Source organism: Brevundimonas sp. (assembly GCF_031412435.1).
GTDB lineage: Bacteria > Pseudomonadota > Alphaproteobacteria > Caulobacterales > Caulobacteraceae > Brevundimonas.
This window is the reverse complement of sequence record NZ_JANODA010000045.1, coordinates 27,525-53,308: the sequence shown is the minus strand read 5'-3', so window position 1 is coordinate 53,308 and position 25,784 is coordinate 27,525. Positions and strand designations below refer to the sequence as shown.

The window sequence follows — 25,784 nt, the reverse complement described above, 5'->3', positions numbered from 1 at the left end:
GGGTGGGGACGCCCACAACCTTCACAGTCCGCCGTTAACCTTTTCCGTGGTCAGGCGTTCGCCCCTGCGGCATGATCGCACGGCGTTCGACGATTGCGGGGACCGGGCATGTATCCATCGGATTTCGAGGCCGCCGACGCGGTATTCACGCCCCAGGACGACAGTCCGTTCCTCGGCCTGCCGCCCCTGATGGCCCTGATCCTGTTCCTGCTGCTGCTCGCCATAGCGGCGGGCATGTTCTTCTTCGGCCGCTGGCACGCCGAACAGTCGGACGGCAATGACGCCGACCGCGCCCCCGACGACATCCACCGCGCCATCCTGCATGCCTCCGTGGCCGCCATGGCCGCCTCCTCCGACGAGCTGAAGTCCCGCGCCAAGGCCCTGCGCACCACCATCGACGACCACCTCGGCCCGGTGCTGGAAGTCGGAAAGGGGGTCAACGGCCCGGTCAGGGATCTCGATGCAGCGCTCAAGGGAGAGATCAAGGAAACACCCAAGGCCGATGACAAGGGGCACGGGCACGATCACGACCACGCTCATCCAGCCGCGCCGGCCGGCGTTCCCCCCGTGACGGTGAACCAGATCTTCGTCGGCGGCACGACGCCTCCACCCCATCCGCCCCACGGCAGTCACGACGACGGCCACAAGCCCGACAAGCCGAAGCACGAGCCGAAACCGGAGACGCGTCCGATGACCGGCCCCGAACAGATCGAGGCCCTGTCCAGGGCCGTCCGCGCCTTCCACGACCACTGGTCACGCGGCCCGGAGCGGATCCGCGAACTGCGCGAGGCCCGTCGCGCCCTCTCGCGCCGCCCGTCTTCCGCCGCCCTGCGCGCGCCGGGCGGTCGCGTCCGGGACCAGTCCCGGTCCAGGTGATCGTCGATCAGGCGACGGGGACGGTTCACCTCCGCGTCGATCCGGCCTAGACCAGAGGCATGAAACTCGCCTCGCTCAAGCACGGCCGCGACGGTCGCCTCGTTGTCGTCTCTTCGGACCTCGCCTGGTTCACCGACGCCTTCCTGATCGCCCCGACGCTTCAGTCCGCGCTCGACGACTGGGAGCGTTGCGAGCCCCGCCTCCGCGCCCTGGCCGAGAGCCTCGACCACGAGGCCGTTCCGCGCGGCCGCTTCCATGAACGGGACGCCGCCGCCCCCCTGCCGCGCGCCTATCAGTGGGCGGACGGTTCGGCCTATGTGAACCACGTCGAGCTTGTGCGACGTGCGCGCGGCGCCGAAATGCCGGCCAGCTTCTGGACCGATCCCCTGATGTACCAAGGCGGGTCCGACCACTTCATGGGAGCCCGCGACCCGATCCCGCTCGCCGACGAATCCTGGGGTTGCGACCTTGAGGCCGAGATCGTCGTCGTCACCGGCGACGTGCCCCAGGGCGTCACGCCGGAGGAGGCGCGCGGCCATATCCGCCTGGTCGGCCTCGTCAACGACGTGTCCCTGCGCAACCTGATCCCCGGCGAACTGGGCAAGGGATTCGGCTTCGTCCAGTCCAAGCCCGCCTCGACCCTGTCGCCCGTGTTCGTCACCCCCGACGCGCTCGGCGATCGCTGGAAAGACGGCAAGCTCTCCGGCGCCCTGTCGGTCCAGTTGAACGGCGCGGACTTCGGCAGTGCCGACGCCGGCGCCGACATGACCTTCGATTTCGGCGTCCTGATCGCCCACCTGGCGAAGACCCGGTCCCTGGGCGCAGGAACGATCATCGGATCGGGCACGGTCTCGAACAAGGGCGCCGACGGCGGCCCGGGCAAGCCGGTCTCCAAAGGAGGCCACGGCTATTCCTGCATCGCCGAGATCCGCACGGTCGAGACCATTACCGGCGGCGCGCCCGTTACCCCGTTCCTCAAGCACGGCGACACGGTCCGCATCGAGATGCTCGACGACAAACACCACTCGATCTTCGGCGCCATCGAACAGGTCGTTCAACCCGTCTGACGAGATATTTTACCTCTTCCCGGCACACGCTGGACGCGCTTATCTGACTCTCAGGGCGACACGTCGTCGCGGAGAGGCCGGCCATGACGCCGCAACAGTACGCACCCCTGATCGCGCTCGTGATCATGCTGCCGATCATCCTGCTGCGGAACCGCGCGCCCCGGACGCTGCGACCGGAATGGATGTGGGTCACCCCCGCGATCATCGTCCCCCTGATGGGTCTGGCCCTCTGGGGAACCAGTCTGGAGCCCGGCGTCGATCACACGCCGTTTGATGCGATCGCCTGGGCTATTCTCGCCCTCGGCCTCGGCCTCGGCTGCGCCGCCGGCTGGTGGCGAGGCAAGATGACGACGATCGAACGCCACGCGGACGGCACGCTGAAGGCCCAGGCCTCGCCCCTCGGCGTCATCCTGATCATCGGCCTCTTCCTCGGCCGCAGCACCCTGCGCTCGGTGCTGGAACCCCATGCCGCCGCCTGGCATCTGAACGCCTTGGCCGTCGCCGACGCCTTCCTGCTGTTCGTCGTCGGCATGATCGTCGTCCAGCGGATCGAGATGTTCATCCGCGCCCGCCGCGTCCTCGCCGGGGGAACCGACAGCCACGTCGAGGCCGCCGCCTGATCCCCTTCCAGTCGAGAGTAAGCGTATGCGTTCCAGAGCCCTGACGACCCTCTTCCTTCTCGCCGGCGCCGGCGGCGCCCTGGCCCAGGACGTGACCGACGACTGGGAGATCGTCCGTCAGCCGGAAGACAAGACCGTCTTCGCCTTCGTACCGACCACCACCGGTCTCACCATCGCCTTCCGCTGCGTCGACGGAGTCTACGGCGCCGTCATGGCAGGCCTGCCCGTGGCCCCGCGCCAGGCCCGCATCCGGACCCTGAGAATCGGTCCCTCCGCCGAACACCTGCATGACTCGGTCTGGAGCGTCACCACAGACCGCACGGTCGCCATGGCCGACTATCCCGCCAGCCTGGCGCGTTCGCTCCGTGACGGCGGCCCCGTCAGCATCGTCGTCCCCGGCGGAGGCGGCGAAGGCCGGAACCTGCGCCATGACCTCACCCTGCCGGCCTCATCGGCGGCGATCGACGAGACCCTGACGGCCTGTGGCCGGCCATTGGAAGATCCACGCGACGCCCTCCTTCCGGAGATCGAGGAGAACGGCCTGCCTCGCGGCGTGGTGTGGACCCGACAACCGCGGCCGACCTATCCCGCCACCAACTATGCCGAGGGCTTCGCGGTGCTCACCTGCGTGGTCCAACCCGACGGAGGGGTCGATCAATGCCAGGTCGAGTCCGAGTTCCCGCTTGACGGCGGCTTTGGCCGGGCCGCCCTGCGCTCCACCCGCAACGCGCGCCTGACCAGTCCCGGCGAGACCGCCGGCCAGTACGCCCCCCGGATGATCGGCTTCCGCGTCAACTACAGGATGCGATAGGTCCATGATCATTCGGACACGCAGGTTCGCGTCGGGCGGCATGGCCGTTCTCCTCGCCGCAGGTCCCGTCTCGGCCCAGGACGCGGGCGAGGACTGGGATTTCGGCCAGGACCCGTCTCGCGAACTCAGTATCGCGGCCGTGACCTTCGACACCTTCGGGGTCGCTGTCCGCTGTCAGGACGAGACGCTGAGCGTGGTCGTCTCCGGCCTGCCGACGCGCCAAGGCATCCAGACCTTCGACTACCAGATGGGCGAGCGAACCGACGACGACAGCCTGTGGGTCAGCGGCGGCCGGAACCAGGCCGCCTTCGCCCTGTGGCCGGCCCACGTCGGGCGGGATCTTCGAGGCGGCGGCCGTTTCGCCCTCGGGGTTCCCGACGGTGAGCGGGTTCGACGGATCGCCGTCGACCTGCCAGCCTCGCCCTCGGCGATCGGACGCGTCTTCGAGGCCTGCGATCGCGAAATGCCGGAGGACAGTACGGATGCGCCCGACCGGGAGAACCTTGCGGGGCTCCAGTGGCGCAGCAGGCCCACGCCCACCTTCCCCGCGCGGGCGAACTCTGAGATGGGCGTCGCGGCCGTGATCTGCGGGGTCGAGAGCAGCGGCGCACTCCGCCAATGCCGCGTCGAGAGCGAATTCCCGGAGGGCGGCGGCTTCGGCCGCGCCGCCGTGCTCGGCGCGCACCGGACCGGACGGGTCGAGATCAAGGACGGCGAGACGGGAACGATGGAAGACCGCCGGGTCTCCTTCTACGTCCGCTATGGCCTCGGGCTCGACCTGCCGCCGATCCCAAGTCGCCTGCCTCCGCGCTGACCCTCAGTTCGCCCGGATCACCTGGGCGGAGAACCGTTCCATCTCTTCTTCCTGCGGCGACATCTGCAGCAGGACAAGGTCCAGGCCGGCGGCCTCGAACGCCTCCATCCGTTCCCGGACGGTCTCGGGCGTGCCGACGAACCCCGGACGCAGGCCGCGGTTAGAGACGCTGTATTCGCGGATCTTGAGCTCCCGCTCCAGCTCGGTCCCCGACAGCCACTGGTCGAAGTTGGCGAACCCCGCCGGCGGTGTCCCGTCCGCCAGCCCCGGGATCGTCGTGATCCGCTCCAGCTCGGCTTCAGCCTCGGCCTCGGTGTCCCGCACGATCGCATAGCCGGCCATGCCGTACGACATCGGCGGCAGGCCGAAACGCTCGCGCCGTTCGCGCATGTCGGCGATCTTCGCCGCGATATGCTCCGGCTCGTCGCCGTGCATGACATAGGCGTCGCAGTGTTTCGCGATCAGGGTCTTGGCCGCCTCGGACTCGCCCCCGGCATAGATGACCGGGCGCGGCCGTTCGGGCGACGACGTCGGCTTGGGCTCCACGATGGCGTCTTGCAGGGTGTAGTATTTCCCCTCGAAATCGACCCGCTTCTCCGTCCACAGACGATCCAGCACCTGCAGCCATTCGGTGGTGCGGGCATAGCGGTCGTCATGCTGGTCGAACTGCAAACCATAGCTCTCCGCCTCCTTGGCCCACCACGACGAGACCACGTTCAGCGCCAGCCGACCGTTCGAGATCCGGTCGATATTGGCCGCCTGTTTGGCGAACAGGGCCGGCTGGTGGAAGTTCGGACGGACTGCGACCATCAGTTCGATCGTCTCGGTCACGGCCGCCAGGGCCGCCGCCGTCGACCAGGCGTCCAGGGCCGGCGCCTCGATCCCCTTGATGTCGTTCAGGTTCAGCTCGGCGATCAGGGTCAGGTCATAGCCCAGGGCCTCCGACCGTTTGACCAGCCGCGACGCATTCTCCCACGAGGCCTCGCGCTCGTCGGCGATGTTCCTCAGCCAACCGCCGAAGACCGGCGCCCAGTATCCGTACCTCATGCTTCGGCTCCCTTGGCGCGCTTCGCCTTCTCTTCGGCCACGATGCCCTTGAGCCATTCGACCAGATTGTCATGCGGGTCGAAGCCCAGCACCTCGACCGGCTTCGCCACGAAGTTGGACAGGCCGTTGATATCGTAGAACAGGGCCGACCCGTCCCGGTCGTCGATCAGATATTCGATCCCCCCGACCTCCAGCTCACCGGCGACGGCCAGCCGTTCGACGGCCTCGATGATCTCAGGCGGCGGCGTGGTCTTCGTCATGGTCAGGGTCGGCGCGCCCGGCCGCACCAGACAGGCGTCGGCCGGGCACAGGTCGAAGGCGTCGCCCGGGCTCTCGATGTCGATGGCGTACAGATACTTCCCGTTCAGCGTCTCGACCCGGGTGATCTTGCCGTCCCGGCGCGGCGCGTATTCCTGGATCAGGGAGATGCCGTTGACCCCGACCGGGCACCATTTTTCACCGGCCGCCTCGGCCAGCTTTTCCGGCGTCTCATAGCGGGTGATGCCCGCCCCCGCCCCACCGATGTCCGCCTTGACGAGCACCGGATAGCGCAGCCCCTCGGCCGCCCCCGGAATGTCCGCCTGGCGATGCGCGACCCGCGTCGCCGGCCCCTTGAGCCCCAGCCGGGCGATCAGCGACATCTGCCGCGCCTTGGAGGTGTCGATGTTCAGGGCCGAAGCGTTGACCACCCGCGTCCCCTGCCCCTGCCAGTGCTCGAACAGGCTCTGGGCGTAGAAGATCGGATGCTCGGGCTCCCTCAGGAAGGACGACATGGCCACGCGGCTGAACACCACCGTCCCCGGTGCCGGCGACCCGGCCGGATCGAACGTGCTCCCCGCCAGCGGGACTTTCACATAGCTGACCCCATGCCGGTCCAGCGCCGCGAACAGCGGCTCGAACCATTCGGGGTGCTCGTAGACGATGGCGAGGTCGGGCAGGGTCTCAGTCATGAAGGCGCAAATGCGTTACACCACGATGGAACGCAAGGGGCGACGCCGAGAATCTGGCTCAATCAGCGAGCGATCGCGTCGCGAGCGGTAGCCCACCACAAATGGGCTCAAGCAGCGAGCGACCGCGTCGCGAGCGGTAGCCCACAAAAAATGGCAGGCTTGCTGTAGCGCGAGGCCTTCCCTCGCTCTACAGCAAGCCTGCAGGCCCCTGTGGTGGAATTGGTAGACGCGCCGGACTCAAAATCCAGTCCGCTGCCCCCTATAGACAAACGTCGCGGTCGATTAAGTCCCATGAAAAACAAATAGTTAGGCCGGCTGCAAGGTCTATTCTGCGGCGCTGGAAGCGATCTGCGGCGTCCCTTGATTTTCCTAGGCTTTCCGAGCGTTTCCGAGGCTTCCCGTTTTCTCCGAGCGCCGCAAGAGCGCCGCAAGGTTCCTCAAACGTTCCGCTTTCCAGGCGCTGCGATCAGGCGCTCGGAAGCTTGGGCGAGAGCCGCGTCCTCGGCTTCGTCGCGCCAGAGGTGGCCGTATAGATCCATGGTCATTGCGAGGGTCGAATGCCCTAGCAGCTCCTGGACTTTCTTCGGCTTCAAGCCCTGCTCGATCCAGAGGCTGGCGGCGACGTGGCGCAGGACGTGCGGCCCGAAGGCGATCACCGGCCGGATCTTGCCCTTGGCGTCCGGAAGGTACTCGACCAGCTCGGCGCGTTGCATCAGCTGCAGCCAGCATCGGCGCATGAACTCGTCATAGTCCCAGAGGTCAGCGCCCTCGGGATTGGGGAACAGGCGGCCGGGGACGCGTTGCGGCTTCCCCTCGCCGGACTTGTGCACGAACGCGGCCGAAGGTCCGCGCTTGAGCCTCCAGGCTTTCACGGCGCGGGCTGCGGCCGGGCCGATCGGAACGTCCCGCCGCGCCTTGGCCGACTTGACGCGCCCGAGCTGCGTATATTGGCGCTCCAGCTTCTCGCGGATCTTCACCGTCGCACCGGCGCCCGCGAACGCGATCGCGTCGTCGGCCAGGCCGCGCAGCTCAGAGATTCGCAGGCCGCCGAACATGAGCAGACGAACGATCGCGGAATCCATGATCGGCTGCGGGCCGATCTCGGCGGCCGCGAGCAGAACGGCCAGCTGATCCTTGCTCGGGATCTCCAGCCGCTCCTCCCCCGCCTCGGGCCGGACCATCCGCTCGACCGTGCAAGCCTGCGCCGGGTTCGCGATCAGCCAGCCCTTGCGCTGGCCGAACTTGCACCAGGTCACAAGGCTGCGGCGCAGTCGCTTGACGATATCGATCGAGCCCGATCGGGGGAGGAGATCGTCCAGGAACTGCTGACACTTCGGCGTCGTGAGTTCCGACAGCCTGAGCTTCGCAAAGTCGCGATCGGTCTCAAGGTGGCGGCTGATATGCAGGCCATAGCCGTCCCGGGTCGACGTCTCGCGGATCCCCTCGCGGACCAGGCTGTCGAAATAGGCGTAGTGAGCGCGCGCGAGATCCAGAACGGACATACTGGCCGAGCCGCCGACCAGGCCCGAGCCGATCGACTTGAGGAAGGCGTCCGCGTCACCTTTTTTCGGGAAGTTCCTCGACTGGCGCTGGCCGTCGGATCCGGCCCAGGTCGCGCGCCAGCTGACCTTTGTCGAGCCGTCTTTCCGCGCGCGTTGTGTGACCTTGCGAACATTCGCCAAGGCGTCCTCCTGTCGTGTCGCCTTGTGTCTTAGACGGCTTAGGCCGCCCTGGTCGAGCAAAGAGGGGCCGCCCTAAGGCGACCCCCGATTTCAGGCGGCCACTCGGCCGAGCCGCCACTTTTCGCCGTTCTTATCCGTCGCGATGATCTCGCCGGCGTCGATCACGATCGTATCGACGTTCGGGACTTTTTCGGGGTGGCCTGTTTCGTCGAGGCCGTTGATCGTGATGCGGCCGCCCGAACGGCGCGCGCTCCAGTTCTTTAGTGTTTCCATCTTCGTTTCCTTGCGCTGGCGGATTGAGCGACGACGTCGGCGGCCAGCTGCGCCGGGTCGAAGTCGTACACTCAGGCCGCCTTGGCCGTCGGAAGGGTCGAGGCGTCTTTAAGCCAGATCTCCAGCTCAGACCGAAAGGCATAGAGGCCGAGGCCCTCGCGCTTGCGGATCGGGATCGTCCAGCCTTCCTCCCGGGCCCGGTAGACCTTGCGGGCGGACCAGTTCAGGAACCCGGCGATCGCCTGGACGCCCTCTAGAAGATCCTCGGCGACACTGGCTGGATCTGCGGTCGCGGCGGTCATCGTGAAACTCCCTGATCGAGTCGGCCGGCCGGGCGCGAGGCCGTCTGCAGGCCGGGGTTAAGGGCGACGGCGTCGGCGGCGCGGCGGCCGAGCGCGTATTCCGGATCCAGATCGCGCGATCGCGGCGCGGCCGAGGACCGGATCTGGATCCCGGCCTGGGCCAGGCCTTCGGCGAGCAGCTGGTCGCGGACAACGACTAGGCCGGTCCCCGTCGCCGGCGGCGGCTTGAGCGCGCGGATCCTCTGGGCCAGACGGTCGCCCATACCGTCGAGATAGGCGCGGATCCGCCGGTCCCTGATCGTCGGGCGAAGGATGGCCAGCCCAACCTGGAGCTTGTCCGAGGCCGCGTTCATGGCCCGGGCGCAGATCTCCAGGAGATAGGCCGAGATCTCGACCTCATGGGCGAAGCCGAAAAAGTCGACCTGGACCGGATGAACGCCGGCGGGCGAGGTCCAGTAGGTCGAGCCGACCAGGTCCGCGATCGCGCTCGCGACCTTCCAGAGCTGTTTTCCGACGGCGTCGACGTGGCGCTCGCTATGGCGGGCGAACGGCGTCTCGCGCAGCTCGGCCTCCTCAAGCGTCAGGTTGTAGTCGCGGAGCAGCTTCGCAGCGAGGGCGGCGGCCGAGAGGGCCTCCTCCTCCGTGCACCCGGCCGCGACGGTCTTGGCCCGCAGCGCGCGGATCCGCGCCGAGATCTTGTCGCGCTCAGCCATGGGCCGCGGCTCTGAACCTGATCGGGCCGCGCCAGTGCTGGCCCCGGTTGTTCTTTCCCTTGGACAGGATCCCGTAGTGCTTGAGGGCGCTCCCGAAGGGGGCGATCAAAAGCGGCCGAACGACGCCGTGCTCGGCGCACCAGGCGCAGTAGGAGTCGTAGAGATCGCGGGCCAGCTCGCGAGCATCCGGGAGGCAGGCCGGGCCCGTCAGGCAACGCGCCTGCAGCCAAGCCTGGACCGGGTCATTGGCATACTGAAACGGGTTCCCAGCGAGGGGAGCCTCTATGTCTCGCCCGGCGAGCAGGACCACGGTCTCTTTGCGGAGAGGTTCGCCGTCCGGATCGACCATGTTGGCGGCGCGCATGATGTTGGCGATCTCGCATGCGACGTCCCCCTCGACGCTTTCAGACCCGTCGCCCTCGGTCCACGCCTCTGCGCCGAGCTGGCGACCGACCTGATTGAGCGTCCAGCTGATCGCGCGCTGCACAATCGGATCGTAGAGGTCGATACTGTCCTCCCCTCCCGCCTCGGGTGGGGCTTGGGTGCGGAGGGATGCGCGAGCGGTCTGGGTGATCAGCTCGTGCTTGAGGTTGATCAGGTCTTTCCGAAGGACCAGCGCCATTTGATCGGGAGCGCGCGGGTCTGCGATGTCGCCGGCGAAGTTCAGGCGGCGGACAGCCAGATCAAGGCCTCCCCCGCGCAGCGGCGGGTCGTTTCGCCAGTTCCATTCTTCTGACGTCTTGGGATGGCGGTCGTGTCTGTCTTCATCGGTCCAGTGCGGGGGCGCCGTTGTGCTGTCCACCTCCCCGCCGACGGGCCGCCAGCCGACGACGTCGATCTCTATGCGATCGGCGGAAACATCGAGGCCCGCCGTCAGCAACACGGCCTTGCTGGCCGGCGCGATCGAGGCTGCAACGAGGATCCGGGACGATACGGCTAGGCGCGCGGCGTGGATCCCGACCCGCGCACCGTGAACGTCTGGGCTCGGACGGCTCAGGCGATCATCTGCGTCGCGGAGCATGGTGACGACCGGGTCATCGCTCGTTTCCGCGTGAGCGCAGACGGCTTCGTGATCGCCCCTGGCCGCTAAGCCGTGCGGCCGCGTCGCGGGGCAAAGGGCGTTATCGTGATACGGCGCTTCGTCGACTTGGCCGCAGGCGATGCAACGGACCGTCCCGTCGCGTACCTCCTGAGGCGGGGTGACGAAGCGTTGAACCCTCCGATTGCCGATCCTGACTAGACCGCCGGTCATGCCGCCACCTGTCCGCGCGGCTTGTGACCGTTCCGGATCCCGGCCTGGGTCAGCGCATAGAACAGCGCCTCGCGGCCGCCGCCCTTAAGCCAGGCGAAGCCGAGGGACCGATCTCTAGAACCGTCCGGAAGCAGGGTGAAGATCTGGACGCCGCGATCGCGCAGGCCTTCCGGCGCGCGAGGGCTGTCGCCGACGACCATCCGCCGGCGTTCGTGAATGTCCTCAATCTCGTCGAGGACGATCGTCCGATCATCCCGCTGGCGCTCGACATAGGCAGCCAGCTTGTCGAGCGAGGGGAAGGCGACCGGAATCGCGACGGCGTCGACGCGGGTCAGGAATGCGAAATCGATCTGCTGTTTCATGAGACGTTTCCAAGGGGTGTCAGGTTTAGGGAGAGGCCCGGCGGCGAATCCGGCCGAGGCGAGGAGGGCGGAGCCCTCGGACCAGGGGCGGCCGCGCATCAGCTGTCTTCACGAAGGCGCAGGCGGGCCCCGGGCTGATCGCCGCGCCATTCGTCATTGAAACGCCGGTCAACCTCTCTCTGGTTGGTCCCCGTCAAACAGGTCCAGCCCCGCCGCTGCGCGACCGGGACCGCTCGGGCGATCCGGGTTTTCCCGCTGGCCGGCGGGCCGACCATCGTGACCAGACGCTGGCTCGCGTCGACCGTGATCTTGATATTCGAGGGGACGGGCGTTCCGAGCGCTGTGCGGGCGGCGGCATTGATGATCTCACGCATCTTGGATCTCCGGTGAAGGTCAGTGGAACCGGCGCGCTTGGCGGGCCGGGAGGGGATGGGCGTCGTTCGCCGCGATCGGGGTGCGCGCTCGCCTGGTCGCCCAGCCGCGCAAGGCTTGTTCCCGATTGCAGCCGCCGGTTTTCGGGCGCGGCCCGTCGAAGCGGACGCCGCAGTCACGCGCCCGGCCGATCACGGTGTTTCGCGTGACGCCGAGGAGCAGCGCCGCCCCGGCCGTCGACAGGCCCGCGTCGGCGAGCGGCTGCAGCTGGGTGCGCATGGCCGCGAGTTCGCAGGGTTTGCGCGGCGGCTTCATCCCCGGCCTCCCGGGATGACGCGCAGCCGGAAAGGCCGGCTCTCGGGATCCGCTGCGGTCGCGCGGGCTATGTCGGCGATCAAGGCGGCATGCCGCGCGATGGCGGCCGCGCGTATCGCGTGATCCGGCTCCTCGGCGAGGAGATCCGAGGCCACGGCCGCGAGCGCCGTCAGCGTCAGGTCACGATCCCTGATCACCCGCCCCTGATCGTCACGCGGGGCGCAGCAAATCGCGGCGGACTCGAGTCCCTCGATCATCGACTGCAGAGGCGACGGCGGTTCGACCCGCCCCTCGGCCTCGCGGAGAATGTCCGAGACGATCGTCCCCAGATAGGCCGCTATCTTGTCGCGGCCCGCTCCGGGATCGCGGCGATCCCAGACCAGCCGGACCAGGGCGCAGAACGCCCCGATCGTGAAGCTCCCCGCGTGGTGATCCGGCGGGAGGGTGGCCAGATTGGCGAGCATGGCCGAGCGCAAGGCGCCATGGCCGGCGGCGTAGTCGTTGAGGTTAAAGGCGGGGCGGGTCATGCGGCTTCCGTGGCGGGCCAGTGCGCGGCGCTGCGCGCGAAGGCGTTGAGGGCGAAGGCGATCAGCTCGGCCCGGGCGCAGGCCAGATCCTCGGGCTCCAGGCGGTGCGGATCGGCGGCGGCGACGTAGACAAGCGTCCCGCCGCCCTTTGGGCTGAGCGTGATCCCTGCATCCGCGTCGGCGACGAAGTCGCCAGCCAGGCCGACCAGCTTGAGCAGCTTCTCCGGATCCGGGGCGCCGGCGGCCAGTGCTGCGCGGATCTCGATCAGGAGTTCGGACTCCTCGGCCGCGTCGTCGTCGCCGCGATCCACGCCCAGCTGCTCGCCGATCGGCGTCCCTGCGTGACGCAGCCATGCGCAGGAGTAGCCCTCGCGCTCGACCCGCATCGTCAGGGCGAGAGGATCCATTTCGACGTTGAGCAAGCGGACGACGTTCCGGCCGACGTCCGTCAGGCAGACGGTCCAGGTCGAGCCGGGGGCGGCGGTGAACGACAGGAGCGGATCGGGCGCGCGCTTCCACAGACCGACCGCATCGGCGTCGAGCCAGTATTGGCCGACGGGCACCGGCTCCCCCAGCCCGGCGGCCGAGGCCTGCTCCGCGAAGCCGACCTCGCGCAGGACGCGGATCTGCGGCTTCGTGAGGTCGCCGAGGATCGCGGGATCGTCCGCGCCTGGGGCTTCGCCGTCACGCGCGGCTCTAGCCTCGGCTGCACGGCTGGCGTTGTAGTAGTCGTGTCCGTCGACGACATGATCGCCCTGCAGCTGGTCGAGCCAATCCATGACTTCGACCGGAACGACGTCGCGCAGGCGTCGCTGCAGCCCCTCGGCCTTCCGGGCGAGCGCAAAAGGCTGGTTCGGGAGGAACTCCGTTGCCTCAACCGTCTGGGCGGATCCCAGGCGGGCGATCGCCCGATAGCCGGTGTTGCCGGCGGCATCCTGCAGCTCGACGATCGTGACCCAAGGCAGGCGCCAGGCTGGAGCGAGAACCGGGCATTCCAGAACCTGGCCGGTCCGCCGTGGTTCAGCTTGAGGCGTCGCGGCGGCGGTGTTCAGCCATGGCGTGGCGTAAAGTTCGCCCTCGGCCAGTGTCTCCAGATCCGCCTGAGAAAAGCCTGCCTCAAGGCGCGCCTTCTCAAGCGCGGCCTGACGGTCCGAGTAAAACCCGAGGCGCGTCAGCGCCCCATGGATCCCGCCGCTCTCCGTCGCGGTCCCCGCCGAGAAATGCAGCTTCGCGGCCGGCTGCAGCACTTCGGAGTCGGGACGGAGCGCCTCCCCGAACGTGACGATCCCGCCGTGAAGACCGCCCAGCTCGGACGCCGGCGGCGCGGAGCTGATCGCCGTCCAGTCCGCCGCATGGGCGACAGTCTGGGGGTCGTTCAGGCTCTTGTCCGCCAGCTCCAAAAGGATCAGGCGTTCGGCCGGGCTATGCCAATCGGTCCCTGAGTGCGAACCGTATGGATCCTTGGCGGCGGCTCCGTGTAACGGAGAGCGCCAGCGGGCCAAGTAGTCGTGGGGCGACGCGGTCGGCGGCGTCGGGCTCGGGCGCGAGGTCTGCCCCCGGAAGCTCAGCCAGTCCGTCGCGTATTCGCCAAGAGCAAGGGCGCGGGGTGTCCAAGCATCCGACCAGGTTCTCGCGATCCGGAGCGCCGTGTCGGCGTCCATATCGTCGCGCCAGAAGCCGCCAACGGACAGAGCGGCCTCAACGGTCGTGTGAAGGCGGACGTATTGCTTTCGCTCGCCGCCGTCGAAATCGACGATCGTCATGATCAGGCCCGGATAGTAGGCCCGCTCGAACCGCTCCGGGAGTTCATGGAACAGCCGGGCGGCACCATACGCGACGTGCTGCTTGCGCTTCACGCGGGCGGCGATCTCGACCAGCGCCAGAAGGTCCGAGGCCGGGATCGCGCCAAGCCTGGCGACCATTTCGGCGACGGCGGGATCCTCTGCGGCCGTCGCCGGCGGCGTCAGGCTCAGGAAGGGCGTCGCCCATTGATCGAGCTTCTGCAGCTGACGCGCCTGATCGGCCGAGAGTCCCGCCTCTCGCCTCAGGTGAAACAGCGCGCGGGGATTGTCGGCCGGGTGAAGATTCTCAAGGCGCAGCCTCAGATGGCCGAGATCCTCCACGCGCGCCCCGGCGGGTGAATCTTCGGCCTGGCCGTCGATCAGGAGGGCGGCGAACTTGGCGCTGCTCAGTCTGCCGAGCGCCTCGCTGGCGACAGCCTTCTCCGAGTCGACGTCGACGACGGGGCGCGGCGAGTCTGGGAAGCGCACTGAGCGCCGGGCGACAGAGGCGGCTGCGATTTCGCCGAGAATCATCAGCTCGCGCGGCGTCAGCTTCGGCTTGCGGGCTGCGGCTTCTGCCTCAGCTGAGACGGCCGCGACGTCCGCGCCCGGGGCAATCTCCTCGATATCGCGCTGATCCAGCGCCGCTCCCGAGATCTGGCGCAGGTGCTGGACCATTTCCCGAGCCCGTGACGGGGTCAGGTGTTCGGGATGATCCTTGGCCAGCCGCATCCGGCCTTGCTGGACCGGCGTCAGCGTCAGGAGATCGAGACGCTGCTCGATAAAGCGGCGCGTCTTGCTGGCCGTCTTGGCGATCCGCCCGACGCCCCAGCCGTGAACGACCTTGAGCGTCCGGAAGGCATCGGCCTCCTCCAGAGGATGCAGCTTTGCGCGCTGCAGGTTCTCGACGACCTGATCCGCCAGGATCTCGGCGTCTTCGGTCTGGACGCTCAGATGATACGGAACCGACCGATCGGCGGGCCAGCGGGGATCCGCAGCCGCGATCAGGATCCCGATCGCGCGCCAGCGACGCTCGCCGGCGACCAGCTGGGCCGAGCTATCGCTCGTCAGGCGGACAAGGATCGGTTCGAGCAGGCCGCGATCGGCGATGCTCTCGGCCAGCTCCTCCAGCTCAGCCTGATCGAACTGCTTGCGGGGCTGGTCCGGATCCGGCGTGACCTGGTCGCGGGTCAGGACGGGAAGGCCAGCTTGCAGGCGACCCTCGGCGACATAGATTCCGGCCAGAACCGCTCGGCCGGCTTCCGTCAGCGCCGCTTGCGGCTCGCCCGGGCTGGCGGCGACCTGGAGGATCCCCTCGGCGGCCAGGCCCTTGAGGCTCTTGCGCAGGTTCGACGGGTCGCGCTGCAGCTGCTTCGCGAAGGCGTCCAGCGTCGACGGCGCGGCGTTCTGGTCGAGAGACTCGAGGATCGCGCGGTTTTCGATCGCGAGGCGGGTCAGGGTAACGGTCATGGGGGCCTCAAGCCTTCTGTTCGCGGCTGAGCCAGGTCAGGGACTCGGCGATTTCGTCCTCGGAAAAGCCCTCCAGGAAGGCGACCGGCTGGACAGTGTTGGGTCCGTATTCGCGAGGGGCGTCCGCCGGCATGCGCCGCAGGATCGCGACGTCGCCGAGCATCTGGGCCCGGGCCTGGAGGAGGCTGGGCGAGATCTTGAGCACCCGGAGCAGGCTGCGGACGGCGGTGTCGGCGTCCTTCGCCAGGGTGGTGATCCAGATCCGGCTATCGCCGATGAGGGCGAATGGCGTCGTCCAGGCCGTGACCAGTCGACCGCCGATCGCGGGCTCAATGCGAACCGGGTTCGCATCGTGTCGGGCGTCGGCGGTTCTCACGCGGACCGCCGCAGAAGCCGAGCGAACAGGACGTGAAAGCCGCGACGGCTGCGCAGGACTTGGACGACGCCGGCGGCCACGGCGCCCTCGGCGGCCTGCAGCTGGCGGTGCTGGCGGTCACGGATCCGGGCGAGCCGCTGGGCCGCGTCGCTGGTCGCCTGTTCCTGCGAGACGGCGAACGTCCCGCTGCGGGGATCCCATGCGCCGACGGGATCGAGATCGACGGCGGCGCGCATCAGGCGACGGCCGGGGCTTGGCGGGCGAGGGCAGAGGCCAGATCGGCGACGGCGCGTCGCATCGTCTGATCCATGCGCGGGAAAGCTCGCAGGATCGAGCGGCCCTCCGGGGACTCCAGGATCCCGGCCTGTTCATTGGTGAACTCGCCCGCGCCGTCAGTGTCGAGGCCTTCGAAGAACCACGCGGGCGGGGTGTTCAGCGCGGCCGCGATCTGGACCAGGCGGGAGTAGGAGACGCGGTTCGAGCCGCGCTCGTACTTCTGGATTTGCTGGAAGGTGACCCCGCATTTCGAGGCAAGGTCGGTTTGGGTCATGCCGAGGGTTTCCCGGCGCTGTCGGATCAGAGCGCCGGCGCGGCGATCAAGGGGGTTGGAGGTTGCCCGGCCGTCGGCGGGGTTCTCGGCTTGCTGGTGAAACATGACGTTGTCTCCGAACCGCGAAATGCTCGCGTCGGAGGCATACCGAACCAAAACGGTTCGCACGTCAATGTTGCTAGGCGAACTTTTTTGGTTCGACTCCCTCTGCTTTTCCGAACCGGCAGGGGCTAGGGGGTGGTTTAACGCGCAATCAGGAGGCTTGCTTGAAGACCTGGACGCTCGGTAAGGGTGCTTAAGCCTGAGGGGGTTCGCGCCATGAAGTTGAAGCTTTCGATCTTTGCAGCCATGGCCGGGGGGGCGATGCTCGTGTCATCGTGCGGGGTCGATACAACGTCGACTGACACTGCCGCCGCCGAATCCGCCGATCAGGAGGAAGCCGCTGAAGCGGTATCCGCTTTGACGGGCCCGCAACGGAACGCGGCGCGGTCGGCGCGAGATTATCTGACGGTCGCCGGCTTCTCGCGGGATGGCCTGATCCAGCAACTTTCATCGAGCGCCGGCGACGGCTACAGCGAGGCTGATGCGACGGCGGCCGTCGATAGTCTCGACGCTGATTGGAATGCAAACGCCGCCAGATCGGCCCGTGATTATCTGGAGATCTCGGGCTTTTCGTGCAGCGGCATGGTGCAGCAGCTGTCATCGCGTTCGGGCGATAAATACACCCGAGAGCAAGCCGAGCATGGCGCGAGAGAGGCAGGCGCGTGCTGATCTCCGGGGCGGACGTGATCCGCTAGCCGAACCGCCGGTGAAGGCCGATCACAAGGCCACGGATCCGCACCTCGATCTCCTCACCGTCGCCCGTTCCTTCCCGCAGCTCCAGCGGTTGTGACCAGCGCTGATTGGTCGAGCGAGGCCAGAGAAGCATGCCGTTCGGGACAAGCTCGATCTGCTTGATCGTCAGCTCGCGCTCTGCCCCGCCGTTACGGATGCGCTCCACCTCCACCACGTCGTCGGTCCTCGGGTGGTAGCCGATCGCAATCGCGTCCACGAGGTGGACCATGTCGCCTTCGAAGATGTTCAGGCGGTTGACGCTATCGCCCATCACTTCCGACAGCCACTGATCAGCGTAAGGATAGCGCCCGTCGCGAACAGCCGGAAACGTCCTGTAGCTGGCTTGTCCCGTATCGTCGGCTTCTAGCCAGTTCCCCGCTTGGACGCGGTCGCGCACGATCAGGCCGGCGTCGCTGGGTGACGGGGTGTAACTGGCGACGCGGTCCAGATGGCTGCGCGCCGTCTGCGGGGCGGGAGAGCCCCCGACAACGGCCGCCTGTTCCATCAGCAGCGTGTCTCTGTCGAACCCGATCGCCTGAACAAGCTCGATGAGTTTGTCCAGGGTCACGCCGCGCATGCCCTTCTCGTACCGGCGCCAGGTGATTTCAACGATCTGAGCGCGGTCTGCCGCCTCTGCCTGGCTGATCCCGGCTCTCTGACGAAGGCGCTTGAGGGCTTCGCCGAGACTTTTCTGCTCCGAGGGCAAGTCGGTTCGTTGGGTGCTGGTCATGCCCCACAAGGGCATAAGCGCCCGGTTCGCAGTCAGACCCGCCATGGCTCCCTTGTAACCGAACCAATTTGGTTTGCAAACCGGACCAAATCAGTTCCCTTTTTGTCGTCGCACCGAATCACAGAGCGACAAATGGACTGCCAAACCGCCCCGCCGCCCCTCGACTGGTCCGATCGACCAGATCTGGCCCGGTTCATCGCCGAGCGAGATCTGACGTTCGTCGCCGTCGGGGCCGTGATCGGCGTCGGGCCGCAACAGGTTCGCCACTATTGCCGGCGCTGGGACGACCCGAAGCGACAGATCCCCCGACAGGACGTTCTGGAGCGGATCGTCGCCTGGTCTCAGGGCCTGCTGGTCGCGGGAGGCTTCTACCCGCCGCATCTGCGCAACGCTGCCGACGGCGCAAACGACGACAGGGCTCTCGCTTCGCTTGAGGCGCGGCCGTGAAGACGACCGTGATTGATCCCGCACCCTGGCGTCGGCTCGCGAAAGAGGCTCGCAAGGCCGCTGACGCGCCAGGCCAGACGGCAAGCCCGCTCGCTCGCGCCGAGAAGGCCGCGCGCAAGGCTGCGGTGATCGGCGAGCTGTCGAAATCCAATCCCTGCGTCCAGTTGGTTCGCCAGTCCCGCGCCTTCGTCGCCGCAACGGCGCGTGGCCGCCGTGAGCTGACGTCGCGCCTCTTGGCCCTGGTCGGCCAGGTCGAACAGCTGGCCTCGACCCCCAGCCAGACCGCTGATCCCGATCCGCCGACCCTGCCCTACCGCGCCGATATCGACGGCTGAACCGTCGGACGGCCAGACCATCGCGGGCCCGTCGGGGGCCCGCTCCAGCGAAATCATCGAACGCTTAGGGGTGTCATAGTGACCATAATCGACGATCAATCCCTGCTCGCTATGCAGGCCGCGCGCATGTCGCGAGCCTCGATCGCGCAAACCATGGGCTGGCGACTGGCCCGCGTAGAAAAGCGCCTCGACGAACTCGCCGAGATAGCCAGCCGCGCAGCATCCGCTTTCACGACACTGGGCGAGGGTTTGGGCGCAGCTGCGGCCGCCATGGAAAGCCGGTTCGCCGCGCCTCGGGAGAACCCAGTCGTCGCGGAGAAGCCGATCGCAGCGGGTCAGGCCCTGATCCTGCGCAGCTGGAGCGTCTGGGGCGGCGGCCACGCCTCGCATGGGGAGCTGGCGGATGGGCGACGCGTCCGGATCTGGACCGGGGAGCCGAAGCTGTCTCCCGGTTCGCGGCCGAAGGTCGAGGCCATGCCTGACGACGCGGCGAACGCTGCGGACTTCAAATGGCGCGCGATCATGGAGATCGCCAATGCTTGAGGCCCGCTTCGCTCTCAAACCCGGCTGGGTCCGCAGCCGCCATGATGGCCAGTCCCACTACATCGGCGTCAGCCGATTGCAGCGGCTTTACGGCCTGCAGTGCGGCGAGTTCGTCCACCTTCTGCCCTGCCATCACCCGACGCATCTGGACTTCCTGGCGCGCGGCCGGATCGTCCTGGGTCCGCGCGAGGATGGCCTCTACGCAGCGGCGAAAACTGAGGCAGTGATCGCCCATGCCCAGACCCGGCTGACGCAGATCGACCGCTCACTGCGCGGGCTGGAGAGCCGCCACCGGAAGCCGCGTCGGCGCTCTCACGTCATGGTCGATCTGGAGACCATGGGGACAACGCCGGGCTCGGCGATCGTCTCGATCGGCGCGACCGTATTCGACCCGGTCGAGGGGACTATCGGCGAACAGCTGTATGTTCCGATCAAGCTGTCGTCCTGCGCCAGTTGGGGCCTGACCGAAGATCCCGCTACCCGGAAATGGTGGGCGGGCCAGAGCCCGGAAGCTCAAGCCGTCCTGACGGATCCGGATCAAGTCACCCTGACGACTGCGCTCGACCGCTTCGACGCGTTCTGGCGTCAGGTTGGCGGGTCCGAGTTCTGGGCCCATGGGCCGAACTTCGACGATCCGATCCTCGCTGCGGCCTATCGCGCCGTCCGTCGGCGGCCGCCGTGGTCATTCTGGAACGCGCGCTGCACCCGCACCGTCTACGCCGCCGCGCGCATCGCGCCGAACCGGGCCAAGGGCGTCCATCACAACGCTCTGCAGGACGCGGTCAATCAGGCCGAGGCCGTGATCGAAGGCTTCCGGATCCTCGGCCTCGGCCGTCGTCCGCTGGCCTGGACGCTGCGCCGGATCTGGCGCCGGATCGTCGAGGGCCGGTCATGAGCGTCGAGCATGAGATCAAGATCTGGCCCGCCTATTTCGACGCGATCGAGAGCGGCCGGAAGCCCTTCGAAGTCCGGTTCAATGATCGCGACTTCAAGGTCGACGACGTCCTGCACCTGCGGGAGTTCGATCCGACGGAGAACAGCTACAGCGGTCGCGAATGCCGGCGGAGGATCTCCTGCGTCCTGACGGAGGAGCGGTTCGGGATCCAGACGGGGGCGTGCGTCCTCGGCCTGGACCAGGGCGTCGCCGAGCTGGAGACGGAGGTTGCTCGCCTGGTCGATCTCCTCAACGCGCCTGAACTGGTCGACTTCGCAAGCGGCGTGGTCCGCGAGGCGGCGCATCAACGCGAGCGCTGGGCGGCCGATCATGACGGCGGCAAGCAGCCGCAGGACTGGTTCTGGCTCCTCGGATACCTCGCCGGAAAAGCCCTGGCGGCCGCGCTCTCGGGCGACCGCGACAAGGCCCTGCATCACTGCATTTCGTCGGCGGCCGTTCTGGCGAACTGGCATGCGGCCCTGCTCGGCGCGGATACGCGCATGCGGCCGGGGATCGAGACGCCCGTCGGGGAGCCGGCGGCATGAGTGGCGACTGCAAATGGCCCGGCTGCGGCGATCTGGCTTCGCGTCAGGGCTGGGGCTGCCCAACGCATTGGGGCCGCCTGCCGGTGAAAATCCGCCAGGCGATCGGCCATTCGTATCAGCCCGGCAAACCGGCGGACGTCTACCGGCTGCGCGCCGAGGGTTCGGCTCGCGACTTCATCGTTCGCGAGGCGAGCCGGACCGCCAAGGTCCGAAAGGGCGGCTCAGGCGACACGGATCCGCTCGTATGAAGCCGCGCGGTTTCAGCGCCACCATGGCGCACGTCAACCCGGCGCGCGACGCCGTGAACCTGTTTCCGACCGCGCCCTATGGCGGCCGCGTGATCGGCGAGCTGATCCGACGGCTGGATCCGCGCGCGCGGACGGTTTGGGAATGCGCCTGCGGGCCCGGCATGCTCGCGCACGGCCTGCGGGACCATTTCGAGGCCGTCTACCTGTCGGACTTCGTCCAGTATGGCGCGCACCGGATCTTCGACTTCGTCCGGGATCCGGAGGACCACGTCCCGTTCGAGGCCGACTGGATCGCGACGAACCCGCCGTTCGACCTGGTCGAGGAGTTCGTCCGCCTCGCCCTCGCCCGGGCCCGTCGCGGCGTGGCCATGCTGGTCCGCCTGCAGCTTCTGGAAGGTCAGGAGCGCCACCAGCTGCTCTATGACGACTGCCGATATTATGCGGTCGCGCCTTTCTCCGAGCGACTGCCTCTGGTCATGGGGTGCTGGGATCCGGACGCCTCCTCGGCCGCCGCCTATGCGGTGTTCCTCTGGCTCAAGGATGGCGTCGGGCCCCGGATCCGGCCGCCGCATCCGTACGTCATCGATATTCCGCCGGGGACGAAGGCGCGCCTGTCGCGCCCCAGCGATCTGCAGTTCGCGGCCATGAGGGCTGCGGCATGAAGATCCTGATCGGTTGCGAAACCTCGGGCGTCGTCCGCAACGCCTTCGCCGCTCTGGGTCATGACGTCTGGTCCTGCGATCTCCTGCCGGCCGAAGATCGTTCGAACCGCCACATCATCGGCGATATCCTCGACGTCCTCGACGATGGCTGGGATCTGCTCGCGGTCATGCACCCGCCCTGCACCCGACTTTGCAACTCGGGCGTCCGCTGGCTGAACAAGCCGCCGAAAAACCCGCCGAACATGGCGACCGTTGACGAACAGCGACGCTGGCCCGGGATGAGCGAGAGCGAGCAGCTGACGATCATGTGGCGTCTCCTCGACGAAGGGGCGGCCCTGTTCTCGGCCTGCTGGAACGCCCGTATTCCACGCATCGCGGTCGAGAACCCGGTCATGCACCGTCACGCAAAGGCGCGGATCGCAAACTTCGAAAGCGCAACGCAGACCGTTCAGCCGTGGTGGTTCGGCGAGCGAGCCTTCAAGGGGACCGGCCTCTATCTGCGGGGCCTTCCGCCGTTGGCTGCGACGAACCGCCTGACGCCGCCGAAGGCCGGGACCGCTGAACACAAGGCGTGGTCGGCGATCCATCGGGCCCCGCCGGGCCCGAACCGCTGGGCGTTCAGGTCGAAAACCTTCCAGGGGATCGCGGACGCCATGGCGGACCAGTGGGGGAACCTTGACGGACTTTCCGTCGAGGCCCGGGAGCGGGCGGTATGACGGCCGAGATCAGCACCCTTCCCGGGGCCCGCTTCTCCGCAGCCGCCCAGGCTTACGCGCGGATGGGGATCGCTGTCTTTCCGCTGCGCGAGCGCGAGAAAAAGCCCTTGGCGTTCTCGACCGGGCTCTCGGCCGCCTCTGCGAACGACAGCGTCGCTGCTCAGCGCTGGGCGGGGGAGGCCGACATTCCGATCCGGGAGCCCAAGTTCGAAGGCGAGCGTCTGCCGAAGCGGATCCGGGCGAACCGGGCCTGCAACGTCGCCTGCGCGACGGGCGAGATCTCGGGCTTCTGGGTTCTGGATCTCGACGGGCCTGAGGCCGAGGAGGATCTCGCGTCCCTGGTCGCCGTCCATGGCGAACTGCCGGAGACCGTCGAGCAGGGGACCGGCAAGGGCCGTCACCTCTGTTTCGCCTGGGATCCGGCGTTCGACGTCAAGAACTCGGCCGGCAAGATCGGGCGCGGGATCGATGTCCGGGGCAACGGCGGATACATCGTCCTCCCGCCCTCCATCCATCCCGGCGACGCGGCCAAGGGCATTCTCCCGGGCAGGATCTATGCCTGGACGGCGGGCAAGTCCCCGCGCGAACGCCCTTTCGCGGCCGCGCCGGAATGGCTTCTGCAGCTGGTCTGTCCGCCCGCGCCGGCGGCGTCGTCGACGCCCGCCAAACCCCGGGAGTTTCGCGCCAGCGGGGGGACGACCAGGTTCGGGGCCGCGACGCTGCGGACCGCCTGCAGGACCGTCGCCCAGGCCCAGCCGGGCCAGCAACAATCTTCGCTGTTCGGCTATGCGGCGTTTATCGGGGCGTACGTCGCCGGCGGCGAGATCGAGCATGCGCAGGCTCGCGACGAACTGATCGCGGCCGGACTGCAGATGACGGCCGTCAAGGAGGCCTGGACCCGCAAGGACGTCGAGAGCGCCGTCGTTCGCGGCATGGAAAAGGGCGCGGCGCATCCGAAGTCCGCGCCGACGCCCGAGACGTTCCGATCGGCGGGCCAGCGTGAGCCGTCGAGACCGGCCGAGACCGCAGCCCATGCCGCCGGCGAAATCCAGGGGGCGCGTCGTCTCTGGGACGGCGCGCAGTCGGCCGACTGCAGGGCGGTTCGCTCCTGGTTCAAGCATCACGGCCTTGATCCGGACGGACTGCCCGGCGGGCTTGCCATGCTGCGCGCCCATGCAGCGGCGCCCATAGGGGTCGGCGACTATGGCGAGGAGCTGACGGGCCCGGCGATCCTGATCCCCATGATCGCCACCCTGGACGATCTGAGCTGGAACCAGGCCCCGGACGCGCTGGCGATCCTTCCGCTGGAGGGCTCGCGCATCGTTCAGTTCGTCGGGCCCGCGCGCGGCCGCGTCGGCTGGCTGTCGCCCTTGCCTGAGGACGGCTCGATCCTGATCGGGATCGACTTCCTGGACGTCTGGACCCTTGCCGAGAACGCTCAGGGGAACGGCCACCAGCTGGCGGCGATCGTCGCCCCTTCCCTGCGCACGTTCGCCGGCGCGGCCCTCGGCGATCGCTGGGGGCGCATCGATGCGCGGGCGCCCCATGCGGATCCGGCGAACCCGCCCTGGACGCTGGACGGCGAGCGGCCGGTCTTTCTGGCCGTGCGCGGAGATCTTCGATCGCCCGAGTTCAAGGGCCGCCGGACGTTCGGCGGGTCCGAGCGCTTTCGCCTGCAGGGCGAAGCAGCGGCGCGATTTTACGGCGGCTTGGCCGATCAGGCCTGGCGGCGCGCGGGTGCGAACCCGGTTCGCATCCTCAAGCCCTCGACCGGGGCCGGTTTCAGTGAAGGGAGGCCTGCGTAGTGGCCGCGAGTAATGTTGTTGAGCTGTCCGCGTTCGGGGACCGCGTGAAAGAGGGCGGCGGGGGGCCGAGCCCGGGCGAGCTGGCCGCATTCCCCCTGAACGATATCGGCAACGCCATGCGGCTGATCCTGCTGGCCGGCGGGGCCGTGCCGCGCAGCGGCGTCGTCGACTCCACGAACTCGACGCTGCTCTATCTGCTCGGCGCGGGCTGGGTGGGCTTCAACGGGGTCTATTGGGACTCCAAGTTCGGCGAGGATCTGGCCCGCAAGCTCGCGCACCAGGTCGCGCACCAGCTGCCGTCGCTATTCGAGCATCTGACGTCCGGCGTCCCGGCCAAGGATTTCTACAAGTTCGCGAACGATGCCGGTTCGGCCGGAAAGACGTCGGCGATGCTGCGCCAGGCGCAGTCCTATTTGACGGTCGAGATCGGCGTGTTCGATGCGGATCCCTTCGCGATGAACGTCACGAACGGGACACTGAAACTCAAATGGACGCCGCCCGTCGAGGATCAGGAGGGGGAGTTTGACGTCGAGCTGATGCCGCATGATCCGTCCGATCGGATCACCCGCGTTTGCGGAACCGCCTATGAGCCGAGCGCGACGGCGCCGCAGTTCCTGAAGGTGGTTCGCGAGTCGATCTCAGACCCGGCTGAGCTGCGGTATGCGCACCAGTCGCTCGGCTACGGCTCGACCGGCTGCGCGCATGAGCAGGTGTTTTTCATGTTCCAGGGGCGGGGTCGCGACGGCAAGTCGACGATCCTGGACGCCTGTCGCGAGGCGCTGGGGACATACGGCTTGGCTGCATCGCCGGACACCTTCCTCGAGGGCGGGATCCGCTCGGGCTCGGATGCCGCACCGGATCTGATCGCGCTCTCGGGCGACACCCGCCTGGCCGTCCTGTCCGAACCCAAGCGCGGGTCCAAGATGAACGAAGGCCTCCTCAAGGCCTGGACGTCCGGCTCGCCGATCTCGGCGCGCGATCTGCATTCGAAGCCGATCAACTTCCGGCCGAAGGCGAAGCTATTCTTTGAAATGAACAGCTTCATGGTCGCACGCGGCGATGACGACGGGATCTGGCGTCGGATCCGCCCGATCCTGTTCCGGCGACAGGTTCCCAAGGATCAGATCGACCGCCTGCTGCCGCAGAAGCTCGCCGAGGAGAAGGCGGGGATCCTGAACTGGTTGATCGAGGGCGTCGGCGACTGGCTTCGCGCCGGGAGTCTGCAGCCGCCCGCGAGTCTCGATCAGGTCCTTGAGGATTATCGCCGCGCGTCGAGCCCGTTCGGCGACTGGCTGGCTGAACGATGCCTGACAGGGGACGCCTGCAGCGCGGGCGATCGAGAGCTTTCCGGGGTCCTCTACAAGTCGTTCCAGGACTGGAGCGAGGAGAACGGCAACGATCGGGTGATGAGTACGAAGGCCTTTGGCGACGCCCTGCGTGACCGCCAGGTCGGCGTGGCCGGCAAGAACGCGGCCGGGCTCAAGTATCGCGGGCCAATCCGACTCAAGTCACTGGAGGAGCGCGCGGCCGAGTCCAACGCGGCCGAGGCTGCGCACCGCGCTCGAACCGGGGCGGCGGCTGATGAGCCCGCCGTGAGCGTCGGCGACGGAATCGAGGTCGATCAAGCCCCGGCGGACGGCTTCACGGACGACCCCGCTGATTGGGCGGGCCAATGACGGACGATAACGGACGAACGGACGATGCCGTCGCGCTCGGACGGGCAAGGGGGCGGCGCAGGCCGCGAAAACGGACGGTCGGTCGTCCGTCCCTACCGGATCGTCCGTTCCGTAACCCCCTGACCCGCAAAGGGAAACGGAGGGAACGG

32 protein-coding genes are annotated in these 25,784 nt (G+C 68.0%); 16 read left to right on the top strand and 16 right to left on the bottom strand.

The annotated features are described in order from the left end of the window. Positions 1–108: 108 nt before the first annotated feature. The 5 genes from RMO01_RS09345 (at position 109) to RMO01_RS09325 (ending at position 4,188) form a co-directional block, all read left to right on the top strand. On the top strand, positions 109–876 hold the full coding sequence (locus RMO01_RS09345; protein WP_309628780.1) for a hypothetical protein: 768 nt from the start codon (positions 109–111) through the stop codon (positions 874–876). A 59-nt stretch (positions 877–935) separates the two neighbouring features. After that, positions 936–1,943 carry a fumarylacetoacetate hydrolase family protein gene (locus RMO01_RS09340; RefSeq protein WP_309628779.1) on the top strand — a complete coding sequence of 336 codons (1,008 nt, stop codon included), beginning with the start codon at positions 936–938 and terminating at the stop codon, positions 1,941–1,943. Positions 1,944–2,026: 83 nt separating this feature from the next. Continuing rightward, entirely contained in the window at positions 2,027–2,563 is a 537-nt protein-coding gene (locus tag RMO01_RS09335) for a CcdC protein domain-containing protein (protein WP_309628778.1), read from the top strand. A 25-nt stretch (positions 2,564–2,588) separates the two neighbouring features. Beyond that, on the top strand, positions 2,589–3,374 hold the full coding sequence (locus tag RMO01_RS09330; RefSeq protein WP_309628777.1) for a hypothetical protein: 786 nt from the start codon (positions 2,589–2,591) through the stop codon (positions 3,372–3,374). A gap of 4 nt (positions 3,375–3,378) precedes the next feature. Next, positions 3,379–4,188 carry a hypothetical protein gene (locus RMO01_RS09325; protein WP_309628776.1) on the top strand — a complete coding sequence of 270 codons (810 nt, stop codon included), beginning with the start codon at positions 3,379–3,381 and terminating at the stop codon, positions 4,186–4,188. Positions 4,189–4,191: 3 nt separating this feature from the next. Here the strand turns inward: RMO01_RS09325 and RMO01_RS09320 are convergent, their stop codons facing one another. The 15 genes from RMO01_RS09320 to RMO01_RS09250 all read right to left on the bottom strand — a co-directional run bounded on the left by RMO01_RS09320 (position 4,192) and on the right by RMO01_RS09250 (position 16,265). After that, on the bottom strand, positions 4,192–5,235 hold the full coding sequence (locus tag RMO01_RS09320) for an LLM class flavin-dependent oxidoreductase (protein WP_309628775.1): 1,044 nt from the start codon (positions 5,233–5,235) through the stop codon (positions 4,192–4,194). Next, positions 5,232–6,185: an alpha-L-glutamate ligase gene (locus tag RMO01_RS09315; RefSeq protein ID WP_309628774.1), complete on the bottom strand. Its 954-nt coding sequence runs from the start codon at positions 6,183–6,185 to the stop codon at positions 5,232–5,234. Before RMO01_RS09315 ends, RMO01_RS09320 begins: the two co-directional genes overlap by 4 nt. A 437-nt stretch (positions 6,186–6,622) precedes the next feature. Next, positions 6,623–7,867: a site-specific integrase gene (locus RMO01_RS09310; protein WP_309628773.1), complete on the bottom strand. Its 1,245-nt coding sequence runs from the start codon at positions 7,865–7,867 to the stop codon at positions 6,623–6,625. 90 nt (positions 7,868–7,957) lie between these two features. Then, the gene (locus tag RMO01_RS09305; RefSeq protein WP_309628772.1) at positions 7,958–8,140 is read right to left on the bottom strand and encodes a hypothetical protein; all 183 of its coding nucleotides are present in this window, start codon (positions 8,138–8,140) and stop codon (positions 7,958–7,960) included. A gap of 71 nt (positions 8,141–8,211) precedes the next feature. Next, entirely contained in the window at positions 8,212–8,442 is a 231-nt protein-coding gene (locus RMO01_RS09300; RefSeq protein ID WP_309628771.1) for a hypothetical protein, read from the bottom strand. Next, positions 8,439–9,155 carry a DUF2786 domain-containing protein gene (locus RMO01_RS09295; protein WP_309628770.1) on the bottom strand — a complete coding sequence of 239 codons (717 nt, stop codon included), beginning with the start codon at positions 9,153–9,155 and terminating at the stop codon, positions 8,439–8,441. Before RMO01_RS09295 ends, RMO01_RS09300 begins: the two co-directional genes overlap by 4 nt. Continuing rightward, positions 9,148–10,407 carry a hypothetical protein gene (locus RMO01_RS09290; RefSeq protein ID WP_309628769.1) on the bottom strand — a complete coding sequence of 420 codons (1,260 nt, stop codon included), beginning with the start codon at positions 10,405–10,407 and terminating at the stop codon, positions 9,148–9,150. Before RMO01_RS09290 ends, RMO01_RS09295 begins: the two co-directional genes overlap by 8 nt. Next, positions 10,404–10,769 (bottom strand): hypothetical protein, encoded by a 366-nt coding sequence (locus tag RMO01_RS09285; RefSeq protein WP_309628768.1) that lies wholly within the window; start codon positions 10,767–10,769, stop codon positions 10,404–10,406. The genes RMO01_RS09290 and RMO01_RS09285 overlap by 4 nt, the downstream gene beginning before the upstream one ends. Positions 10,770–10,867: 98 nt before the next feature. Further along, positions 10,868–11,143, bottom strand: coding sequence for a hypothetical protein (locus RMO01_RS09280; protein WP_309628767.1), 276 nt, complete (start codon positions 11,141–11,143; stop codon positions 10,868–10,870). 19 nt (positions 11,144–11,162) lie between these two features. Continuing rightward, positions 11,163–11,456, bottom strand: coding sequence for a hypothetical protein (locus tag RMO01_RS09275; RefSeq protein WP_309628766.1), 294 nt, complete (start codon positions 11,454–11,456; stop codon positions 11,163–11,165). Then, complete coding sequence (locus RMO01_RS09270) at positions 11,453–11,983, bottom strand: hypothetical protein (protein WP_309628765.1); 531 nt, start codon at positions 11,981–11,983, stop codon at positions 11,453–11,455. Before RMO01_RS09270 ends, RMO01_RS09275 begins: the two co-directional genes overlap by 4 nt. Further along, positions 11,980–15,234, bottom strand: a complete 3,255-nt coding sequence (locus RMO01_RS09265) for a ParB/RepB/Spo0J family partition protein (protein ID WP_309628764.1) — start codon at positions 15,232–15,234, stop codon at positions 11,980–11,982. Before RMO01_RS09265 ends, RMO01_RS09270 begins: the two co-directional genes overlap by 4 nt. A 7-nt stretch (positions 15,235–15,241) precedes the next feature. Next, positions 15,242–15,610, bottom strand: coding sequence for a hypothetical protein (locus RMO01_RS09260; RefSeq protein ID WP_309628763.1), 369 nt, complete (start codon positions 15,608–15,610; stop codon positions 15,242–15,244). Then, positions 15,607–15,846 carry a hypothetical protein gene (locus RMO01_RS09255; RefSeq protein WP_309628762.1) on the bottom strand — a complete coding sequence of 80 codons (240 nt, stop codon included), beginning with the start codon at positions 15,844–15,846 and terminating at the stop codon, positions 15,607–15,609. The genes RMO01_RS09260 and RMO01_RS09255 overlap by 4 nt, the downstream gene beginning before the upstream one ends. Then, positions 15,846–16,265: a helix-turn-helix domain-containing protein gene (locus tag RMO01_RS09250; protein WP_309628761.1), complete on the bottom strand. Its 420-nt coding sequence runs from the start codon at positions 16,263–16,265 to the stop codon at positions 15,846–15,848. Before RMO01_RS09250 ends, RMO01_RS09255 begins: the two co-directional genes overlap by 1 nt. Before the next feature lie 213 nt (positions 16,266–16,478). On the opposite strand from RMO01_RS09250, the gene RMO01_RS09245 reads away from it, so the two are divergent. Next, positions 16,479–16,931, top strand: coding sequence for an Ltp family lipoprotein (locus RMO01_RS09245; protein WP_309628760.1), 453 nt, complete (start codon positions 16,479–16,481; stop codon positions 16,929–16,931). A gap of 22 nt (positions 16,932–16,953) precedes the next feature. Here RMO01_RS09245 and RMO01_RS09240 read toward each other — a convergent pair whose 3' ends face one another. Next, the gene (locus tag RMO01_RS09240; protein ID WP_309628759.1) at positions 16,954–17,724 is read right to left on the bottom strand and encodes a helix-turn-helix transcriptional regulator; all 771 of its coding nucleotides are present in this window, start codon (positions 17,722–17,724) and stop codon (positions 16,954–16,956) included. 132 nt (positions 17,725–17,856) lie between these two features. On the opposite strand from RMO01_RS09240, the gene RMO01_RS09235 reads away from it, so the two are divergent. The 10 genes from RMO01_RS09235 (at position 17,857) to RMO01_RS09190 (ending at position 25,635) form a co-directional block, all read left to right on the top strand. Continuing rightward, positions 17,857–18,171, top strand: coding sequence for a hypothetical protein (locus RMO01_RS09235; protein ID WP_309628758.1), 315 nt, complete (start codon positions 17,857–17,859; stop codon positions 18,169–18,171). After that, on the top strand, positions 18,168–18,506 hold the full coding sequence (locus tag RMO01_RS09230; RefSeq protein WP_309628757.1) for a hypothetical protein: 339 nt from the start codon (positions 18,168–18,170) through the stop codon (positions 18,504–18,506). The genes RMO01_RS09235 and RMO01_RS09230 overlap by 4 nt, the downstream gene beginning before the upstream one ends. A 78-nt stretch (positions 18,507–18,584) precedes the next feature. Continuing rightward, a complete protein-coding gene (locus RMO01_RS09225; RefSeq protein ID WP_309628756.1) occupies positions 18,585–19,049 on the top strand; it encodes a hypothetical protein in 465 nt (154 codons plus the stop codon). Beyond that, positions 19,042–19,944, top strand: a complete 903-nt coding sequence (locus RMO01_RS09220; protein WP_309628755.1) for a 3'-5' exonuclease — start codon at positions 19,042–19,044, stop codon at positions 19,942–19,944. The genes RMO01_RS09225 and RMO01_RS09220 overlap by 8 nt, the downstream gene beginning before the upstream one ends. Beyond that, positions 19,941–20,528, top strand: a complete 588-nt coding sequence (locus RMO01_RS09215; protein WP_309628754.1) for an ASCH/PUA domain-containing protein — start codon at positions 19,941–19,943, stop codon at positions 20,526–20,528. The genes RMO01_RS09220 and RMO01_RS09215 overlap by 4 nt, the downstream gene beginning before the upstream one ends. Next, positions 20,525–20,776 (top strand): hypothetical protein, encoded by a 252-nt coding sequence (locus RMO01_RS09210; protein ID WP_309628753.1) that lies wholly within the window; start codon positions 20,525–20,527, stop codon positions 20,774–20,776. Before RMO01_RS09215 ends, RMO01_RS09210 begins: the two co-directional genes overlap by 4 nt. Further along, positions 20,773–21,438 carry a hypothetical protein gene (locus RMO01_RS09205; protein WP_309628752.1) on the top strand — a complete coding sequence of 222 codons (666 nt, stop codon included), beginning with the start codon at positions 20,773–20,775 and terminating at the stop codon, positions 21,436–21,438. Before RMO01_RS09210 ends, RMO01_RS09205 begins: the two co-directional genes overlap by 4 nt. Beyond that, positions 21,435–22,154, top strand: coding sequence for a hypothetical protein (locus RMO01_RS09200; protein ID WP_309628751.1), 720 nt, complete (start codon positions 21,435–21,437; stop codon positions 22,152–22,154). The genes RMO01_RS09205 and RMO01_RS09200 overlap by 4 nt, the downstream gene beginning before the upstream one ends. Further along, entirely contained in the window at positions 22,151–23,959 is a 1,809-nt protein-coding gene (locus RMO01_RS09195; protein WP_309628750.1) for a bifunctional DNA primase/polymerase, read from the top strand. Before RMO01_RS09200 ends, RMO01_RS09195 begins: the two co-directional genes overlap by 4 nt. Beyond that, complete coding sequence (locus tag RMO01_RS09190) at positions 23,959–25,635, top strand: phage/plasmid primase, P4 family (RefSeq protein ID WP_309628749.1); 1,677 nt, start codon at positions 23,959–23,961, stop codon at positions 25,633–25,635. The genes RMO01_RS09195 and RMO01_RS09190 overlap by 1 nt, the downstream gene beginning before the upstream one ends. Positions 25,636–25,784: the final 149 nt, after the last annotated feature.

Coding starts and splice junctions, on each gene's coding strand:
- RMO01_RS09235 (WP_309628758.1), top strand. CDS start 17,857: ATGGACTGCCAAACCGCCCCGCCGCCCCTCGACTGGTCCGATCGACCA.
- RMO01_RS09250 (WP_309628761.1), bottom strand. CDS start 16,265: ATGTTTCACCAGCAAGCCGAGAACCCCGCCGACGGCCGGGCAACCTCC.
- RMO01_RS09335 (WP_309628778.1), top strand. CDS start 2,027: ATGACGCCGCAACAGTACGCACCCCTGATCGCGCTCGTGATCATGCTG.
- RMO01_RS09285 (WP_309628768.1), bottom strand. CDS start 10,769: ATGAAACAGCAGATCGATTTCGCATTCCTGACCCGCGTCGACGCCGTC.
- RMO01_RS09345 (WP_309628780.1), top strand. CDS start 109: ATGTATCCATCGGATTTCGAGGCCGCCGACGCGGTATTCACGCCCCAG.
- RMO01_RS09275 (WP_309628766.1), bottom strand. CDS start 11,456: ATGAAGCCGCCGCGCAAACCCTGCGAACTCGCGGCCATGCGCACCCAG.
- RMO01_RS09280 (WP_309628767.1), bottom strand. CDS start 11,143: ATGCGTGAGATCATCAATGCCGCCGCCCGCACAGCGCTCGGAACGCCC.
- RMO01_RS09270 (WP_309628765.1), bottom strand. CDS start 11,983: ATGACCCGCCCCGCCTTTAACCTCAACGACTACGCCGCCGGCCATGGC.
- RMO01_RS09265 (WP_309628764.1), bottom strand. CDS start 15,234: ATGACCGTTACCCTGACCCGCCTCGCGATCGAAAACCGCGCGATCCTC.
- RMO01_RS09255 (WP_309628762.1), bottom strand. CDS start 15,846: ATGCGCGCCGCCGTCGATCTCGATCCCGTCGGCGCATGGGATCCCCGC.
- RMO01_RS09320 (WP_309628775.1), bottom strand. CDS start 5,235: ATGAGGTACGGATACTGGGCGCCGGTCTTCGGCGGTTGGCTGAGGAAC.
- RMO01_RS09220 (WP_309628755.1), top strand. CDS start 19,042: ATGCTTGAGGCCCGCTTCGCTCTCAAACCCGGCTGGGTCCGCAGCCGC.
- RMO01_RS09215 (WP_309628754.1), top strand. CDS start 19,941: ATGAGCGTCGAGCATGAGATCAAGATCTGGCCCGCCTATTTCGACGCG.
- RMO01_RS09210 (WP_309628753.1), top strand. CDS start 20,525: ATGAGTGGCGACTGCAAATGGCCCGGCTGCGGCGATCTGGCTTCGCGT.
- RMO01_RS09200 (WP_309628751.1), top strand. CDS start 21,435: ATGAAGATCCTGATCGGTTGCGAAACCTCGGGCGTCGTCCGCAACGCC.
- RMO01_RS09290 (WP_309628769.1), bottom strand. CDS start 10,407: ATGACCGGCGGTCTAGTCAGGATCGGCAATCGGAGGGTTCAACGCTTC.
- RMO01_RS09240 (WP_309628759.1), bottom strand. CDS start 17,724: ATGACCAGCACCCAACGAACCGACTTGCCCTCGGAGCAGAAAAGTCTC.
- RMO01_RS09300 (WP_309628771.1), bottom strand. CDS start 8,442: ATGACCGCCGCGACCGCAGATCCAGCCAGTGTCGCCGAGGATCTTCTA.
- RMO01_RS09330 (WP_309628777.1), top strand. CDS start 2,589: ATGCGTTCCAGAGCCCTGACGACCCTCTTCCTTCTCGCCGGCGCCGGC.
- RMO01_RS09295 (WP_309628770.1), bottom strand. CDS start 9,155: ATGGCTGAGCGCGACAAGATCTCGGCGCGGATCCGCGCGCTGCGGGCC.
- RMO01_RS09205 (WP_309628752.1), top strand. CDS start 20,773: ATGAAGCCGCGCGGTTTCAGCGCCACCATGGCGCACGTCAACCCGGCG.
- RMO01_RS09340 (WP_309628779.1), top strand. CDS start 936: ATGAAACTCGCCTCGCTCAAGCACGGCCGCGACGGTCGCCTCGTTGTC.
- RMO01_RS09325 (WP_309628776.1), top strand. CDS start 3,379: ATGATCATTCGGACACGCAGGTTCGCGTCGGGCGGCATGGCCGTTCTC.
- RMO01_RS09315 (WP_309628774.1), bottom strand. CDS start 6,185: ATGACTGAGACCCTGCCCGACCTCGCCATCGTCTACGAGCACCCCGAA.
- RMO01_RS09245 (WP_309628760.1), top strand. CDS start 16,479: ATGAAGTTGAAGCTTTCGATCTTTGCAGCCATGGCCGGGGGGGCGATG.
- RMO01_RS09195 (WP_309628750.1), top strand. CDS start 22,151: ATGACGGCCGAGATCAGCACCCTTCCCGGGGCCCGCTTCTCCGCAGCC.
- RMO01_RS09305 (WP_309628772.1), bottom strand. CDS start 8,140: ATGGAAACACTAAAGAACTGGAGCGCGCGCCGTTCGGGCGGCCGCATC.